The following is an 18295-nucleotide window of genomic DNA, read 5'->3' as shown; positions in this document are numbered from 1 at the left end:
ATCTCCTCAGAAACTAATTTTTATCTATAGTTAATTCTTGCGGTATATTATTTAGGTTATGTAATTTAGATATAGTTTAGCTTAGATTCAAAACCAATTAATTATTAGCTATTCATATCTCATGAGTAACATGGAAATACGTGGTATTTGGCTCACCACAACTGATAGTAATGTACTCTCCTCACAAACACAAATCACTGAAGCAATGGAATTTCTGGCGGAAACAGGCTTTAATGTGGTTTTCCCCGTTGTTTGGAACAAAGCAGCAACGCAATACCCGAGTCAAGTTATGCGTCAGCAATTTGGTATCGAAATTAACCAGCAATTTATCGGACGTGATCCGTTAGCAGAAGTCGTGGAAGCAGCCCACGAAGTTGGATTGAAAGTAATACCTTGGTTTGAATATGGTTTTGCTAGTTCCTATAATTTAAACGGCGGCATGTTATTAGCGAAAAAACCTGAATGGATAGCACGAGATATTCAGGGAAATTTATTGAAAAAAAATGGCTTTGAATGGATGAATGCACTTGATGCACAAGTACAAGAATTCATGTCCGACTTAATATTAGAAGTCGTTAATAATTATGATGTTGATGGGATTCAAGGAGACGATCGCTTACCAGCATTTCCGAGTGAAGGGGGTTATGATCAAGGTACAAGAGAACGCTATCGTCGTCAGTTTGGTAAAAACCCACCAATCAACTCAAAAAATAAACAATGGTTGCAATGGCGCGCGGATATTTTAACTAAATTTTGGGCAAAGCTTTATCACCAAATCAAAGCCATAAATCCCAATATAGTTGTTTGTATATCTCCTAATATCCATGATTGGGCATATCAAGAATATCTGCAAGATTCTCCAACTTGGTTAAAACAGGGAATAGTTGATATGATTAATCCCCAAATTTATCGACGTGATTTCAAAAGCTACAAAAAGATTATTCTTAAACTAGTTGCAGAGCAATTCACAAGTCTAAATTTACCCAAATTAGCACCAGGAATTCTCATGAAGTTGGGTTCCTATACAATGAGTCCAGATTATTTATTGCAAGCCATTGAATGCGATCGCAGTTTTGGGGTTAATGGGGAAGTATTCTTTTTCTACGAAGGATTGCGCGAAAACAACAATCAACTGGCGAAAGTATTAAAAAGCAATTTTTATACAAAATCAGCGAAATTTCCCACAATTTCCGATTTGCATCAACCTCATTTGCAGTCGCGAAATTCATCTCAGTCACCATCATTATGGGATAAATTACAAGCATTTCTGCACAAACCAGAATAAAAATTGGTCTGATTTCCCCGTCAGAACTAGCAGCACAAAACAAACATATAGTCTAATAGTCTGCGGGGGAAATAACGAATACCAATTCTCCAAAAGACAGTGAGAGATGGTGACGCGGGGACACGGAGATGGAGAGACACGGAGATTTATTTTATGTGTTGCCAGATTTTGGAGAAACGATATAAATTGCGATCGCGAAAGTTAGTTGCAAAAGTTAGTCGAGGTGAAGTTCAACTGATTTAAATAGTATTCCACCAAAACACTTTGCCGGGATAAAATTCTCCGCATCCGCGTCTCTGGGAGTCAATCTCCAGCCTTAAATTTGATTTTGATAACCACTAGGATTTCCCAAATTCCAAGCCGTTTTCTGCTGCATAACGTTCCATAAACCGCATAAACCGATCCCATTCCTCCTCAGACTTCATCACGAGAAGAGCCTCTAAAGCTTCAGGTCTACCGTTCACAAATTTACCCTTCACTTCGCGGGTGATGATTTCACCTTCTTCATCAATCATATACATCCCCGTAATTTCCTCCGTACTTTCACTGTCCAAAGCTTTGGGATTTTGGAAAATAAACGTAGCCGTTCCACTTTGACCACTACGCGATCGCGTTAAACGCACATCGGGAACAACTTCTTCAGTGATACCTCTAGAAAACTGGATATGAGCCATGATAAGTAATCTTTAAGTTCTTTTATGCCTAAACTAATATTCTCTCACCAATCAGAACCAACAAATCCAGCTTTTTCTAAGAATCTCTTACTTAAGTAAAAACACGACTACAACTAATAATTAAATTACTTCCACAATTCACCACTCAAGACTATCTTTCCAGTATTAACGTTACCGGACCATCATTTGCGATCGCTACTTCCATGATTGCGCCAAATTTACCTGTTTCGACTCGCAATCCACTCATACGTAGCTTTTCCACAAAACTGTTGTATAATTTTTCCGCAATTTGCGGAGAGGCAGAACTGTCAAAGGAAGGACGACGACCTTTACGACAATCAGCGTACAGCGTAAATTGACTAATAACTAATAATTCCCCGTTAATTTCCCCTACGGATTTTTGCCATTTATCTCCACCTTCATCATCTGGAAATAATCGCAAGTCTAAACATTTACCTACCATCCAATCAATTTCCGCATCAGTATCGGTATGAGAAATACCAACTAGTAAATTTAAACCACGTCCAATTTGACCAATGATTTGATGATTGACTGTAACTTGTGAAGATTTGACTCTTTGGATGATGACACGCATATTGATTTAAAAGTGGGAGTTTAAAGGTGGGAAATATCCCACCTGCATCTTAGATTTTCCTATTTCCCAAAACCTTGACCACGACTATTAGAACTAACGGTGACACAATTATTAATTTGTTCTAGCAAAGTCTCTTTATCAAGATTTTGACCAATTAAAACTAGTTGATTTTTCTTGGCACCTTTCCACTCATCATCATCCATTGTGAATCGCTTACCGCAAAGGTGGAAAATATGTCGTTTGGGACTTTCTTCAAACCACATAATTCCCTTAGCACGAAATACCGTTTTTGGCAACTGATTATCTAAGAAATATTGGAATTTTCTAATTGCAAATGGGCGATCGCTTTGGAAGGAAATCGATGTAAATCCATCATTTTCTAAGTGGTCTGAATGATGGTGATGTTCATGTTCATGGTCGTGACCGCAATTTTCATGATGTTCGTGATGGTCATGTTCACAATCATGATGGTCGTGATTATGAGCATGATGCTCATGATTATGTTCATCTGTTGTCTCAAAATATTTATCTGATTCAAACAAACCCACACTGAGAATTAAAGCTAAGGGAACCTGGGAATTTTTCGTCCGAATAATTCGCGCATCTTCCTTAATTTCGCTGATTTTTCTTTCCACATCTGCAAGTTCCGCTTCCGAAACTAAATCAGTTTTATTCAGCAAAATCACATCACCATAATTAATCTGACTCAATGCAGCTTCGGAATTGAATAAATCCAGGCTATAATTTGCGGCATCAACTACAGTCACAATCGAATCCAAGCGCGTTAAATCACGTAATTCTGTACCTAAAAACGTGAGGGCAACTGGCAAAGGGTCAGCTAATCCGGTGGTTTCTACTACCAAGTAATCGATTTTTTCTTCACGTTCTAAAACTTTATACACTGCATCGACTAAATCATTATTAATGGTGCAGCAAATACAACCATTGCTCAACTCCACCATATTATTTGTATCATCAGCAGTGACAATCAACTCATTATCAATACCGATTTCGCCAAACTCATTCACCAATACCGCAGTTTTCAACCCCTGCTGGTTATTCAAAATATGATTGAGTAAAGTTGTTTTTCCACTGCCGAGAAAACCTGTAATAATTGTTACAGGCATTCCTTGTTTAGCGGGATCCATTGCTTGCGATTCAGAAGTAACTACTTGCATAACACGATTGTTAATAAAAATTCAACAACATTTATTCAACAAAAACTCAAATTTGAGAGAGAATGTAGCGCATCAAGTCCAGAAAACACTAGCATTAGGGAAGAATGGATGACATCTGTCTCCAGTAACTAAACCTTATTATTGCTTAGTCACTGTCAATTACGAATTATCTTTAATTATGACCCTAACCGTTTACAATACCCTCACCCGTAGTCAGGAAATCTTTAAGACTATCGAATCAGGAAAGGTTAAGATGTATTGCTGCGGTGTGACAGTTTATGATTATTGTCACGTGGGTCACGCACGTTCTTACATTGTCTGGGATACAGTGCGTCGCTATCTTCTTTGGCGTGGTTATCAAGTACGCTACATTCAAAATTTTACCGATATCGACGATAAAATTCTCAATCGAGCCAAAGAACAAGGTTCGACAATGGAAGAAGTGTCAAACCGCTTTATCGATGCCTATTTTGAAGATATCCGTTGCTTGAATGTCATGGATGCGGATGATTACCCCCGTGCCACCGAACACATCCCCGCGATCCAGAATTTGATTAAGAATTTGGTCGAAAAGGATTTAGCATATCCAGCGAGTGGTGATGTATATTACCGAGTTCAGCGCTTTCCCACTTACGGAAAATTATCGGGACGCGAGCTAGAAAAAATGCAGGCAGGGGCAAGTGGTCGCGTTGATCAGGAAGACCCGGAAGGTAACAAAAAACAATATCCTCTTGATTTTGCTCTCTGGAAAAGTGCAAAACCGGGAGAACCTTTTTGGGATTCCCCTTGGGGTAAAGGTCGTCCGGGATGGCATATTGAATGTTCGGCGATGATTAATGAACGCTTGGGAGATACTATTGACATTCATGGTGGCGGTGGAGATTTGATTTTCCCGCACCACGAAAACGAAATTGCCCAGTCAGAAGGTTCAGCCGGTAAACCGTTGGCTCATGTCTGGATGCATAATGGCATGGTGATGGTAGATGGGCAAAAAATGTCTAAGTCGTTGGGTAATTTCATCACTATTCGCGACTTGTTGGCTGGGAAATGGTCGAAGTACCCCGAAACCATTAACCCGATGGCTGTGAGACTATTTGTATTGCAGGCACATTACCGTAAGCCTTTGGACTTTACCGAAGATGCGATCGCAGGTGCAGTCAATAGTTGGAATACTCTCAAAAAGGGTTTGTTATTTGGTTCTCAGTACGGCGAAAAAGTGGGATTTACTGAAACTGGCAATCAACTTGACAAAAAGCTGATTGAACGTTTTGATGCATTTGGAGATGATGACCTCAATTTTTCTGGTAGTTTGGCGGTGTTATTTGAACTTGCCAAGGAGTTAGGTAAGGAAGCAAATATTCTCGTCCATGAAGGTAAGACTGGAACTTCTACCGCAGAATTACAGAAAGCCTGGTATACATTAGTGACTTTAGCGAATGTTCTCGGTTTAGAGGCAAAGTCTGAAGTTACGGAAAAAGAAGATAATTTTGGTTTGAGTGATGCGGAGATTGCAGCGTTAATTCAACAACGTAATCAAGCAAGAATAGGGAAAAATTTTGCCGAGAGTGACAGAATCCGCAACGAATTGCAAGCGCAAGGAATCACCTTAGTAGATGGTAAAGAGGGCACTCGCTGGCATCGATAAAAATTGAATAGAGTCATCATAGGGACGTTCCACGGGAACGTCTCTAGTTTGTTTTTCGTTTGTATAATTCCTTAAAAATGCAATTTGCTGCTATATTTCTTTCGTCAGCCCAAAAATATTTATTTTGGAAATCACAGTCAGGCGGAGGAGACAAAGGAAGAAGGAAAAAGGGTATTTATTAATTTATGAATTTATTTGCTGCTATTGTTATTAGAACAAAGCACAATAACTGGGAATAATTACTATTTTGTAGATTTTACCCTCGTTGTCAGCTATCTATAATTTTTAAATTATCTTTGCTATGTTGTCAGAATTAACACAGGCTATTAATAATATTCAAGTTCCCGCCGAGTGGATTGGGATTCGAGCCGTCAAAGAAACATCATCTCATCGTAACGTACGCGATCGCGTGCCTCAACGCAATGGCAAATCCACGACAATTGGGGCAATGATTGAGGTTTTGGTAGATGGTTGTATCGGTTATGCTGCAACTAACTCTCTCCAACAGCAGGATTTACAAACCGCAGCCGAAACAGCCTATAAACAAGCTCTTGCTGCCACAGCATGGTCAATATATCAATTTACACCCGCAACTGCACGTCCAAAGGTAGTTGGCGAATACTATTCACCATATATTAAGTCATTTGATGCGATCGGTTCCGGCGATATCAACAATGTCCTCATCCAAGCTTGTAAAACCCTGAAAGTTAACGACACCATAGTGCAAACTGTCGCGGAAATTGTCACCACCGATCGCGAAACTTGGTTTGTTAGTAGTAACGGTTCTGAGGTATATCAAAAATTTCTCTTCTTGAGCAGTTACTACGGTGCAACTGCCCAAGATGGTGGCATTGTTCAGCAGCGTACTAGTAACGGTTGGCAAGCACATACATACCAGGGCGGACTGGAGTTATTCAGTGATGGCGAATTGTGGCATCGAGTCCAAAAAATTGGCGAACAGGCAGTAGAATTACTGTACACAGAAGAGTGTCCTGATACCTGTACTAACTTAGTGCTTGCCCCCGACCAAATGATGCTGCAAATTCATGAAAGTGTTGGACACCCTTTGGAAATAGATCGGATTTTAGGTGATGAACGTAATTATGCAGGCGGTAGCTTTGTCAAACTAAGTGATTTTGGTAACTTGGTTTATGGCTCCCCACTTATGAATATTACCTTTGATCCCACAGTTCCCGGTGAAATTGCCAGCTATGCATTCGACGACACGGGAGCCGTAGCCACCAAAGAATATTTAATTAAAGAAGGTATCTTGCAGCGTGGTGTCGGTAGTTTAGAAAGTCAAGCCAGAGCCGGCATTCCTGGAGTTGCTTGTGCCCGTGCTTCTTCTTGGAACCGTCCAGCAATTGACCGCATGGCAAATTTGAATTTGGAACCAGGAGAAGGGACATTCGAGGATGCGATCGCCAATATCGAACATGGAGTGTACATGGAGTCGAACCGCTCTTGGTCAATTGATGACCGACGCTATAAGTTTCAGTTTGGTTGTGAGTATGCCAAACTGATCGAAAACGGCAAGCTGACAAAAACCCTACGTAACCCCAATTATCGCGCCACAACACCGGAATTTTGGGGGAGTTTAGTCAAAGTTTGTGACTCTTCGACTTGGGAAATGTACGGTACTCCTTTCTGTGGGAAGGGGGAACCTAACCAAGCAATCTGGGTAGGACATGGTTCCCCTGTATGTGTATTTGCCAATGTTGAAGTCTTTGGGGGAGGAAGTTAATAATTAATAGCTATTAGCTATTAGTTATTAGTTATTAGTTATTAGTCATTAGTTGAAAGTTGTGATATCTAAATATTTAATGATTGCTACAGCTAATTGTGCCGCTTATTTACTAGTTATTAATTCCTAACTTATAGCTACCACAGCATTTTGCAATTAGAAAAATTAGAGTCTTCTGTATCGTGAAGTCTACTATAATTTCCCATTCTCTATTCCCAATTTGCCAATTTTAATTTTAACCATGAGTATCGAAGAACTATCAACATTAGAAACTAGTTTTAATAAATTAGTAGAAACATTGTTAGCGAAAAAATTAGACAGCGAACAATTTACAGTCAAGTTAAATTGCGAACGTAGTTATTTTACTCGTTTTAATAATGCAAAAGTCAGACAAACAGGAAGCGTCGCTGACGGCTATGTGCAATTAACTGTAATGGATAACCAGCGTAGTTGCTATCAGGAATTTACATTTACAGGTAATTGGGAAATTGACTGGAAAACTGCATATAATGTATTGAAAGAATTGCGCTCAGAATTATCTCTATTACCGCCAGACCCTTATTTAGTTTTCCCATCGGGAAATAACACCAGTCGGGAAATTAATATTGGTGACTTATTAAATCCTGATTTAATTGTCAAAACCATACTTGAGCCAGTTACAGAATTAGATTTTACAGGTATTTATGCCAGTGGAATTGTTATTAAAGGCTATGCTGATTCCTGTGGACAAAAACATTGGTTTGCTACAGATACTTTCACCTTAGATTATTCAATCTTTTCACCAGAAGAACAAGCCGTCAAAGGCTTCTTTGCAGGGAGCGAATGGAATAACGAAGCCTATTTAGCTAAAATTAAAGACGCAAAAAAACAATTAGAATTATTAGCACGTCCACCGAAAAAACTAGATCGAGGACAATATAAAACCTACTTTGCTCCCGCAGCAGTTGCTGACTTACTATCCATGATGTCTTGGGGTGGTGTTAGTGAAGCTGATATTCAACAAGGTAACAGTTCGTTAGCAGCTTTATGGCGTAGCGAAAAACAACTATCTTCCTTATTTAATCTCAAAGAAAACTTTCAAAGCGGCTTAGTTCCCAGATTTAATGAACTCGGAGAAATGGCAGCATCAGAATTGCCAATTATCACAAAAGGTATTTTAGCAAACACATTAATTAATTCACGCACTGCCAAAGAATATGGCAAAATTGCCAACGGAGCAAATAGTAGTGAATCATTGCGATCGCCTGAAATTTGTACAGGAAATCTGACTTTTACAGATATATTATCTCGCTTAGAAACAGGTTTATATGTCTCCAATTTACATTATCTCAACTGGAGCGATTTACCCAACGGTCGCATCACCGGAATGACGAGATATGCATGTTTTTGGGTAGAAAATGGCGAAATTGTTGCCCCAATTGAAAATTTACGCTTTGACGAAAGTCTCTATCAATTTTGGGGCGAAAAATTAATTGATTTAACCAATTTTCAAGAATTTATTCCCGAAGTCGGCACCTACGAATCACGACATTTGGGAGGTTGTATGGTTCCTGGAATGTTGGTAGAGGAGTTTACCTATACTTTGTAAGCTGATGTGTCAGATTTGTAGAGAAACGGTAGAACTAATTCGCTAAATATTATCTCTGCATGATTCTCGGCAGAGAATCATGTCATGTTCGGCTAATCACTTACAATTAAAATGTCTCCGCGTCCCCGCATCTCTAAATCTCCGTATCAGCCTTAATAATAACTACTCAACCGGATATGATATCAAATATCACTCTAGGGGCTGAGATATACTTCCAAAGAGTGAGATAGGCTAATAGGTATTAACTACCTAGTCTTAAGCGAAGTAATTGAATTAGTTTAGTTCAATTCCATTCGATGCATTCGCTTAATTTGAGAGTCCACCTAAAACTCTAATCAGAAATTCTTATGAAAGCCTTGTTGCTCTACCCCAAATTTCCTCAGTCTTTTTGGTCATACGATCGCTTTATGGAAATCGCAGGACTCAAAGCAGTCCTACCTCCACTGGGAATCCTGACAGTTGCATCTCTCCTTCCTCAAGAATGGGAAATTAGATTTCGCGATCGCAATGTCACTTTAGAAACTGAGGCAGATTGGGACTGGTGTGATTTGGTGATTCTCTCCGCAATGCTGGTACAGAAACCAGATTTTCACGCTTTAATTCAAAAAGCAGTCCGTTTAGGCAAAAAAGTTGCCGTTGGTGGTCCCTATCCCACTTCTGTACCCCAAGATGCTCTTGACTCTGGAGCTAATTATCTGATTTTGGATGAAGGAGAATTGACGATTCCGCAGTTTTTAGAAGCCCTCAATCAAGGTAAAACCGCAGGGGTTTTTCGCTCCATTGACAAACCAGATGTCACCCTTAGCCCCATACCACGCTTTGATTTACTCCAACGTGATGCCTACTTCGCAATGGCAATGCAGTTCTCTCGTGGTTGTCCCTTCAATTGCGAATTTTGCGATATTATTTCCCTTTATGGTCGCAAACCACGTACTAAAGAACCTGCCCAGGCTTTAACCGAGTTGCAAACCCTTTATGATTTGGGTTGGCGGGGTACAGTCTTCATCGTCGATGACAACTTTATTGGCAATCAGCGTAACGTCAAACGTTTTCTGAGGGAATTGATTCCTTGGATGCAGCAACATGATTACCCTTTTACTTTTATTACTGAAGCTTCGGTAAATTTGGCAGAAGATAATGAACTGCTTGAATTGATGCATGAAGCCGGATTTTATGCTGTTTTCCTTGGTATTGAAACACCGGATCAAGATAGCCTAGAAGTCACACGTAAACACCAAAATACTCGCAACCCCCTTGTCGAAGCCTGTCGCAAAATCAATGAAGCTGGTATGTTGATTTACGCAGGATTTATCCTTGGCTTTGATGGGGAACGCACAGGCGCAGGAGAACGAATTCAAGCTTTTGTGGAAGAAACTAATATTCCTCAACCGATGCTGGGTATTCTCCAAGCTTTGCCCAATACAGCTTTATGGAATCGTCTCCAACAGGAGCAAAGGTTAGTTGATGGCATTGGGATTACGGAGATAGGTGATACAAATACCTTGATGAATTTTATCCCTAGCCGTCCAATCGCTGAAATTGCCAAAGAGTATGTTGAGGCTTTTTGGACAATGTATGAACCGAAAAAATATCTGAGACGCAGTTTCGAGCAATGCCTAAGTATTGGTTCCTTGGAAGGACGAAAGCAAACTATGCAATTTCCTTTGGGTAAAGGATTAAGACTTGTTGCCCAGGTACTTTGGCATCAGGGTATACGCAGACCAGAAATTCGCAGACAGTTCTGGCAACAGCTATGGACAATTCTGCAAAAAAAACCTCAAGTTCTCAACATGTATTTAGGTCTATGCGCTGCTGGCGAACACTTCTGGGAGTATCGTGTTTTATCTAGGGAACGGATTACTGAACAGCTAGGGTACGATCCATTAGAAGTATCTGTATTACCTCAACCAGAAGCGGCAATGCTTGCACAATCTAGATTTTAGGGAATATTTTCGGGAATATTTTCGGGAATATGTTTATATTCTGAAACAATCTATCAAAATAGATAAGTCCAAAGGGGGAGTTCTGTGAGCATCGCCAAATGGGAGGATGGTATGGTAGATCAGTGATTGCGCTCATTCGGCTGATATGGTTCTAATTTTTAGACGATAGGGCGCGAGTATCTGACTCTAAAGAGGAAACATTGAATTGATAGCCCATTCCTTTTATTTCTACTGCTTCGTCTTCTTCGGGGCTATTCTTGCCCGGTACTTTATCATTGCTGGAGGAGCTTATTTTCTCTTCTATTCATTTTTGGGAAAGTATCTCACGAAAAGAAGTTTGCGTCGGCTTCCCCCGTTAAGTGGAACTATTCGCCAGGACATTGAATTATCGTTTTTTTCGGCAATTATCTTTGCACTTTCTGGCACCTTAATTATTTCAGGGTACGATTTGGGAACCACTCTTTTGTACAATGACCTTCACAAGTATGGGCTGTTGTACTTGGGAGTTAGTTTTGTTGCTGTTCTTATTCTTCAGGATACATACTTTTATTTTACGCATCGGATGTTTCACCATCCCAAGCTGTTCAAATGGACGCATTACGGACATCACCGTTCGGGAGAACCAACTCCGTGGAGTTCGTTTGCATTTGATCCACCAGAAGCGATCGCTCAAGCGCTTTTTTTTGGAGTTATAGTTTTTATTATCCCCCTTCATTTCATCACTTTGATTGCGGTACTAATGGTGATGACGATATGGGCTGTAGTCAACCATCTGGGGTTTGAGGTCTTTCCCTCATCATTTAAAAGTCATTGGCTTGGTAAGTGGTTTATTAGTGCAACCCATCACTCGATACATCATCGCCAGTATAGATTGCACTATGGTTTGTATTTCACCTTCTGGGACATATTACTTGGCACTCAAGACCCAAATTACGAAAATGGATATTGCTATCAGGGGATGATTGAGACTGAGGGGGAGACGCGGATACGCTGAGGTATGGAGTGAGACATGTAGACATGGAGACATGGAGACACGGAGACGCGGAGATGCGGAGACATGGAGATTCGGAGACACGGAGACGCGGAGACACGGAGATGCGGAGATGTAGTAATTGTATTACACCTAATTTGGATTTTTGATTCATTAAATTAATCAAAATTAATTAAAATTAATCAAAAAATACATCTATATAGTTAGCCGCATTAAATCCAGTTTGTTCGCCAGTTTTCAAAAAATGCTCCAATTCCAGTTGATAATGCTCGACATCAAAATCTGTGACATCAATTGGTTTTGCTTGCTGTGATGGTTTCTTAATTATTCGTGCTTGGTATTCTTCGAGAGAGTTTAACTTCTCGAAGTTGCAATTACTCAAATTTTGTGTGGCTCCGTCTTGCAAAAATTGTAAATATCTTTGTTTAGACAAACTCCAATAACAACCAGCAGAGGTGAGATAAAATCGACGCGACATAGGTTTGAGATGGGCAGATAGTGTTGATTCTCAACCCGTAAACGTGAGCTTGATAAACCACTAGTACACAACGGCGGAAATAAAGCTACCATCTAAAATGGTTGAAAATTTTTACTTTTGCCTTCACATACTAGTTATTCAAAGGTAGCTGAATGACGAATTCTGCTCCTTCATTGGGTATGGAATTCACCTCGATTGTACCACCATGCTTGTCTATAACTATTTGACGTGCGATCGCAAGTCCTAAGCCTGTACCTTTTCCTACTGGTTTGGTAGTAAATAGATGTTCAAATATTTTGTTTTTGACTTCGGGTGACATTCCCACACCATTATCTTTGATACTAATGGCAACAAATTCGCGATTTTGGCTAATTTTAGTTGTAATCGTGATGCGGTTGGGATTATTCTGGATGAGGACAAAGTCTTTTCCAGCATTTGAGTCTTCCAAAGCATCGATCGCATTGGCAATCAGATTCATAAATACCTGATTCAACTGACCGGGAAAACACTTAAATTCGGGGATATTGCCGTAATCTTTGACGATTTCGATTTCCGGTCGCTTTTCGGAAGCTTTGAGACGATGACGGAGAATTAAAATTGTACTATTAATACATTCGTGAATATTGCAGAGAACTGGCTTTTGGGTATCGGAACGGGAAAAAGTTCGCAAACTAATACTAATGTCGTAAATCCTGTCTATACTTTGCTGCATTGAAATCATCAAATTTGGCAAATCTTCACGAATATACTCTAAATCAACATTGTCAATTGTTTGACGGAGTTTATCGCTGGGTTGAGTATACTCATTTTGATACCCTTCGATGACTTTAAACAAATCTTGAATATATTGATTGGCGGGTTCAATATTTCCCGATATACAGCCAATTGGGTTATTAATTTCGTGGGCAATACCGGAAACTAAACTACCCAGTGCTGACATTTTCTCACTTTGAACTAATTGCAATTGCGCTTGCTTGAGGTTTTCTAACGAAGTTTCCAGTTGCTTGGCATAATCTTGGGAACGTTCGTAGAGTTGAGCATTTTCTAGAGATATTGCGGCTTGTGAACAAATGAGTTCTAATAATTCTAGGCGATCGCTTGTAAATACTTCTGTGGCAATCCGATTTTCTAAGTACAATAGCCCTGTCAATTTCCCTTGGCGATGAATTGGCAAGCACAAGATACATTGAGGCTTTTGCTGCTGAATGTAGGAGTCAGCCAGCCAAGTAATATCTGCGGCAACATCATTAACTAGCAATAATCGCCCGGTGTTTTTGACATAGTTTAGTACCGAGATTGGGACTTCTGAACTTTCATCTACAGCTAAACAATTAAAATTATTTCTTTGGATAATTGTTTCGCCAGCAACTTCCGCCGATGCTTCAACAAACATCTGTGCGTTTTTGCATAAAATCATGACTATTTTACTAGCGCCTGTGTTTTCTAATACCACTTCCATCAGTGATTGAACGAGGCGAGCAACATCAATCTCACTGGAAATTGCTTGTGATGACTTGATTACAGTCGCCAAGTCAAATACAGATGCTAGAGTAGTGCTGCTAGTATTGATAACTTGAGTTGCATTTAATACTACAGTTTCGAGAGATAGAGTATCGCTAGCTTGACGTATAATTATGGGTGCGAGTAACTGGGGGTATTCTTTTTCCAGATGATTAACTTTTGATTTGGCACCCCAGCGTGCATAAGCATAGTAAGCATCTTTGATGTAAACTTGGGCAATTTTGGGTTTATTCCAACCGAGATAAAATTTCGCAGCTAACTCATAACTTAAAGCTTCTTCTTGAATGTAGTGATTTTCTTTTGCAAGATGAATTACTTTATCGTATAACTCTATTGCTTCTGTATTGTCACCCGCCAGGCGTAACATTTCGGCTTCAACAAGCAAATATTTGTGTAAGAAATTTTCTGGGCAACTATCAGCCCAAATTTTCATCTGTGCTTGATTTGCTTGTAATTGCTGTAAATATTCGGCTTTGGTATCATCGTCACTGGCTTGATCGTATTTATGTACCAATGCTAAAGAAAAGTAAAAATTGTGAACTGCAACACAAAAGAAGCCAATTACACGCATGATATTAGCCTGTGCTTCCAGCGCACATGCATAAGCACCATCATAATCACCGTAAATATAAAGTGCTTGGGACTTGATAATTTGGTGACAACACATTGCTAATCCACTTTGACGCGATTGATAAAGTTGCCAATATTCTTCTTCGCTAGTGTTGGCAATCGCAAAATCGCGGTGATGTGCTGTCATTCCTGACAAATTACCTATTACCTGTTGTAGTGCGGTTAAACAGTCAGTGGTGGCAAGATTTTGAGTTTTGTTAGTAAACTCTATAAATCCAGGAATATATGTGAGGATATCGCCTAAATTTGTCCCTTGACAAAAGAGATTTAGGGTTTTGGCAAATAACGAGTAACCAGAATTTTGTAATTCTCCCGATTCTAATCCAAAACGATAAGCATCATCGTTGATTGCACTAGATAAACGCAGAGGTTGACTCCAATGATTGACAAAGCTGGCAAACATGAAATATGTACGACATTGCGCGGAGGAATTATTTAATTTATTACTAAGATTTACAGCTAGTAATCCAAATTCATAACTAGATTTATAGTCTTGAAAAATTGCACCCAATATGACGGCGTAGTCAGCAAATCCCCGCGCCGATTCGGCTGTATTTCCATGCATCAAGGATAAATTAACTAGTTTTAAAGCCACAACGGGAAAAAGTTCTGGTTTGCCGTTATAACAAACAGCATCGAGATTCATCAATAATTTCGCCGCAATCATTTTTTCAGGCGATTCCATGGGTGGTAAATCAATAATGCTACTAATTTCTCTACCCGCAAGTAACTGATTTACCAGAATATATTCTTTTTCTATTTCTTGAGGGAAATTTGTATCCGGCAATTCTAAATTCAGAAGATTTAAAGCATATCTACCAGTATTAATTGATTCCTCATATCTTAGTTGTAATGTATATTGAACAATTAAAACATTATAAATATCGGCTTTGTCGATGTTGTTTTTGAGGTTTGGTAACACTGCAAAAGTTAATTTTTCACTAACTTCAAAATTACCATTTAAATATTCAATCTCAATTTTCTGGCGAGATAATGAAAATGCTAAGTCATACTGTTTTTCCCAGCAATCTGCTGCCAGTAAGCTAATTCCAGTATCTAAATATTCCTGTGCAGCAATGTATGCAGTAGCTGCTTTTGCTTTAGTTGCTGCCGTCAGATTCAACTGTGCTAATTCTTGTCTTTCCCCATCTTCTTTAATCAGATTAATTCCGGCATTTAAGTGATTGACAATATCAAAAATATTATCTTCGTACACATCTACAGTTGTGTTCGCAAGTAATAATTTGCCGATTTTCAGGTGTGTCGCTGGCTTTTGATGCTCATCAATTAAACTATAGGCTGCTTGTTGAACTCGGTCATGTAAAAATTTGTAACTGACTGTTGTAGAGGTTGAATCAATTACTAAGTCATTTAATTTCTGATTAGCTTGATTTAAATCGGTTTGGAAAAATTTGTAGGATTCATGTTGAGGTAATATTAACTCTTCTTGCAAAGCTTTCCATAAATCGACAGCAACATCTGTGGGAGATTGTTCTAAAACGACTGCTAAAGTATTTAAGTCAAATTCATTGCCAATACATGCAGCCAAGCTCAGTAAATTTTGAGTCGCAGGAGGTAATTTTTGCAAAACCTCTACCATTAATTCAACCACATCTTGGGTTAGCGATCGCTCGCGAACTTGAGAAATATCACATTCCCAGTGACCAGATTGCAAATTAAACTTAATTAACTTTTCGTCGTATAATAATTTTAAAAATTGTGTACAAAAGAAAGGATTCCCTTGAGTTTTTTGTTGGACTAACTCAGCCAGAGGCAAAGCGATTGGTAAAGAACAATTTAAAGTATCAGCTACTAAATGATTTATATCGGAAATTTGCAGTGGTGCGATCGCAATTTCGTTGATAACTGTACCCATTTGCCCTATCTGTGCCAGCGTCAGTATCAATGGATGTGCGGATGGTACTTCGTTATCTCGATAAGCTCCAATTATCAATATATGCCCACTTTTATTTTCAGTTGCTAACAAATGTAATAACTTTAAGGAAGCAGAATCTGCCCACTGCAAATCATCCAGGAAAATTACCAAGGGATGTGCAGATGTCGCAAAGATTTGGATAAAATTTCTGAACAATAAATTAAAGCGGTTTAAGGCTGCTGTTCCCTCAAGTTCAATTGCTGGAGGTTGTTTCCCAATGATTTGTTCAAGTTCGGGAATGACATCAATAATAACTTGAGCATTTTCACCTAATACTTCGAGAATTTTCTGTTTCCAAGATTGCAGCTGTACATCGCTATCATGAAGTAACTGTCTAATTAAGTTCCGGAATGCTTGTAAAAAAGCCGAAAAAGGCGTTTGACGCTGAAATTGATCGTATTTACCCTTGATAAAATATCCCTGTTGCTGGACAATCGGCTTGTGAACTTCGTTAATAACTGCGGTTTTTCCAATCCCAGAAACCCCCTTCACCATCATTAACTCACAATTACCAGCACTAGATAGTATGTCTTTGGGAGAGATTACGCGAGCAAAAGCAGCTAATAACTTGGCAACTTCAGTTTCCCGACCGTATAATTTTTCAGGGATGATAAAGCGATCGCACAAATCCTTTTGTCCCAATTCAAAGCCTGGTATTTTCCTTTGATTATTCCAATATTGCTGGCATAAAATTAAGTCATATTTCAACCCCAAAGCGCTTTGATAGCGTGCTTCGGCATTTTTTGCCATGAGTTTGCTAACTATATCTCCTAACTGCTGCGGAATTCCCGGCTTCAGACTGGTGACGCTTTCAGGTTGCTTGGCAATGTGGCAATGCAGCAACTCCATCAAATCGATACTTGCAAAAGGTAATTGCTGCGTTAATAGCTGATAAAAAGTGACTCCTAAGGAATAAAAATCCGTGCGGTAGTCAATTCCCCGATTCATCCTTCCAGTTTGTTCTGGAGAAATGTAAGCCAAAGTACCTTCCAGGATTTTGGGGTTTTTAAGTTGTTGCGTTTCTCGTGGTAACACCGAAGCAATACTAAAGTCAATTAACTTCACCTGCTTAGTATCGGGATTGATTAATATATTGGCTGGTTTAATATCTTTATGAATAATCCGGTTACTATGAAGTTGATCAAGTGCGATCGCAATCTTGATAGCCACATCGAGAAAAATATCAACCGTATTAATACTAGGTTCTTGAATTAATTGATTAAAGTATTCTTCTAGCGAAATTCCACCGAAATCTTCCATCACCAAAGCATAGCTATTATTGTACCTTTCCAGAGCGATCGGTCGAACAACCCCATCAATATCTAAATTACGGGTAATAACGTACTGATTGCGAAACTGGACTAGCTCATTAAAGCTAGGACACTCATTTCGCATAAACTTGATGATTACGGGTTTCCGAGCCTCTGACATCGCACGGCAAACAACTGTCCTCGAACCCAAATAGATTTGTTCGCCAACTTCATACCCCAAAAGGTTTATTCCACTATCAAGCATAATTACACTACTCAGATGCCTAGTTTGTGTTGTATGTTTAGTATTCCCAAAGGCAATGAATTTATATCAGTAGTGTCACCTTAGTGTTACCTTAAGGAATGTGAATTAGGTATAGATAAAGTACAAAAGTAGGGTGCTGTTAGCGCAGCGTAACGCACCATTTCATGTTCGTTCAGAATTGCCAGTTATTAAATTCCCGTTCCTAAGTCTGATTTTGACTGCACAAAAGCAAGCATTACCCTGATGTTATTCTTAAATTCATATATAACCAGCTATTTGCTGCATTTTGTTTAAGATTATTTCAAATAAAGTTACGTATATTCTGGCTTCTACAAGAGGCAGTAATTTTGTTTTACTGTAACTAAACATAATTTTCAGTCTCATCAAAATCTTTAAATAAACGTAGTATTTTAAATTTTTCTCTAACGGTATGAAAATTATTCTGTGAGAGGTTAAGCTAAAGACCGAAGAAACCTAATCTATTGAATTTAAGATTAACTTAATACTTAATCAATCAATGGGAGCTAAGTCATCAGTCAATCATCTCGCTTCAAGACTCAAATCGAGAAGGA

Annotated in this window: 12 protein-coding genes; 7 read left to right on the top strand and 5 right to left on the bottom strand. The window is 39.1% G+C overall.

Features of this window, described 5'->3' with window-relative positions; genetic code table 11:
• The first annotated feature begins 121 nt into the window (after window positions 1-121).
• Window positions 122-1285, top strand: a complete 1164-nt coding sequence (locus VB733_RS05250) for a glycoside hydrolase family 10 protein (protein WP_323339045.1) — start codon at window positions 122-124, stop codon at window positions 1283-1285.
• Window positions 1286-1384: 99 nt separating this feature from the next.
• Window positions 1385-1528, top strand: a complete 144-nt coding sequence (locus VB733_RS05245; protein WP_323339044.1) for a hypothetical protein — start codon at window positions 1385-1387, stop codon at window positions 1526-1528.
• A gap of 95 nt (window positions 1529-1623) precedes the next feature.
• On the opposite strand, the gene psb28 is transcribed toward VB733_RS05245, so the two are convergent.
• From psb28 to VB733_RS05230, 3 genes are all read right to left on the bottom strand, one after another.
• Window positions 1624-1959 (bottom strand): photosystem II reaction center protein Psb28, encoded by a 336-nt coding sequence (gene psb28 / locus VB733_RS05240; protein ID WP_323339043.1) that lies wholly within the window; start codon window positions 1957-1959, stop codon window positions 1624-1626.
• 151 nt (window positions 1960-2110) lie between these two features.
• The gene (gene dtd, locus VB733_RS05235) at window positions 2111-2554 is read right to left on the bottom strand and encodes a D-aminoacyl-tRNA deacylase (RefSeq protein WP_323339042.1); all 444 of its coding nucleotides are present in this window, start codon (window positions 2552-2554) and stop codon (window positions 2111-2113) included.
• A gap of 59 nt (window positions 2555-2613) precedes the next feature.
• Window positions 2614-3732 carry a GTP-binding protein gene (locus VB733_RS05230; RefSeq protein WP_323339041.1) on the bottom strand — a complete coding sequence of 373 codons (1119 nt, stop codon included), beginning with the start codon at window positions 3730-3732 and terminating at the stop codon, window positions 2614-2616.
• A 178-nt stretch (window positions 3733-3910) separates the two neighbouring features.
• On the opposite strand from VB733_RS05230, the gene cysS reads away from it, so the two are divergent.
• The 5 genes from cysS (at window position 3911) to VB733_RS05205 (ending at window position 11646) form a co-directional block, all read left to right on the top strand.
• A complete protein-coding gene (gene cysS, locus VB733_RS05225) occupies window positions 3911-5377 on the top strand; it encodes a cysteine--tRNA ligase (protein WP_323339040.1) in 1467 nt (488 codons plus the stop codon).
• Window positions 5378-5678: 301 nt separating this feature from the next.
• Entirely contained in the window at window positions 5679-7121 is a 1443-nt protein-coding gene (locus VB733_RS05220) for a TldD/PmbA family protein (RefSeq protein WP_323339039.1), read from the top strand.
• A 241-nt stretch (window positions 7122-7362) separates the two neighbouring features.
• Entirely contained in the window at window positions 7363-8709 is a 1347-nt protein-coding gene (locus tag VB733_RS05215; protein ID WP_323339038.1) for a TldD/PmbA family protein, read from the top strand.
• 347 nt (window positions 8710-9056) lie between these two features.
• Window positions 9057-10652 carry a B12-binding domain-containing radical SAM protein gene (locus VB733_RS05210; protein WP_323339037.1) on the top strand — a complete coding sequence of 532 codons (1596 nt, stop codon included), beginning with the start codon at window positions 9057-9059 and terminating at the stop codon, window positions 10650-10652.
• A 337-nt stretch (window positions 10653-10989) separates the two neighbouring features.
• A complete protein-coding gene (locus tag VB733_RS05205; RefSeq protein WP_416336289.1) occupies window positions 10990-11646 on the top strand; it encodes a sterol desaturase family protein in 657 nt (218 codons plus the stop codon).
• Between the two features lie 175 nt (window positions 11647-11821).
• Here the strand turns inward: VB733_RS05205 and VB733_RS05200 are convergent, their stop codons facing one another.
• A complete protein-coding gene (locus VB733_RS05200; protein WP_323339035.1) occupies window positions 11822-12121 on the bottom strand; it encodes a hypothetical protein in 300 nt (99 codons plus the stop codon).
• 130 nt (window positions 12122-12251) lie between these two features.
• On the bottom strand, window positions 12252-17723 hold the full coding sequence (locus tag VB733_RS05195; RefSeq protein ID WP_323339034.1) for an AAA family ATPase: 5472 nt from the start codon (window positions 17721-17723) through the stop codon (window positions 12252-12254).
• Window positions 17724-18295 lie beyond the last annotated feature (572 nt).

It is taken from the genome of Calothrix sp. UHCC 0171, from assembly GCF_034931845.1.
Classification (GTDB): Bacteria; Cyanobacteriota; Cyanobacteriia; order Cyanobacteriales; family Nostocaceae; genus Brunnivagina.
Note: the sequence above shows the minus strand (reverse complement) of the source record. Positions and strands in the feature narration are given on the sequence as shown.

Coding starts and splice junctions, on each gene's coding strand:
- VB733_RS05210 (WP_323339037.1), top strand. CDS start 9,057: ATGAAAGCCTTGTTGCTCTACCCCAAATTTCCTCAGTCTTTTTGGTCA.
- psb28 (WP_323339043.1), bottom strand. CDS start 1,959: ATGGCTCATATCCAGTTTTCTAGAGGTATCACTGAAGAAGTTGTTCCC.
- VB733_RS05200 (WP_323339035.1), bottom strand. CDS start 12,121: ATGTCGCGTCGATTTTATCTCACCTCTGCTGGTTGTTATTGGAGTTTG.
- VB733_RS05230 (WP_323339041.1), bottom strand. CDS start 3,732: ATGCAAGTAGTTACTTCTGAATCGCAAGCAATGGATCCCGCTAAACAA.
- VB733_RS05250 (WP_323339045.1), top strand. CDS start 122: ATGAGTAACATGGAAATACGTGGTATTTGGCTCACCACAACTGATAGT.
- cysS (WP_323339040.1), top strand. CDS start 3,911: ATGACCCTAACCGTTTACAATACCCTCACCCGTAGTCAGGAAATCTTT.
- VB733_RS05220 (WP_323339039.1), top strand. CDS start 5,679: ATGTTGTCAGAATTAACACAGGCTATTAATAATATTCAAGTTCCCGCC.
- VB733_RS05215 (WP_323339038.1), top strand. CDS start 7,363: ATGAGTATCGAAGAACTATCAACATTAGAAACTAGTTTTAATAAATTA.
- VB733_RS05195 (WP_323339034.1), bottom strand. CDS start 17,723: ATGCTTGATAGTGGAATAAACCTTTTGGGGTATGAAGTTGGCGAACAA.
- dtd (WP_323339042.1), bottom strand. CDS start 2,554: ATGCGTGTCATCATCCAAAGAGTCAAATCTTCACAAGTTACAGTCAAT.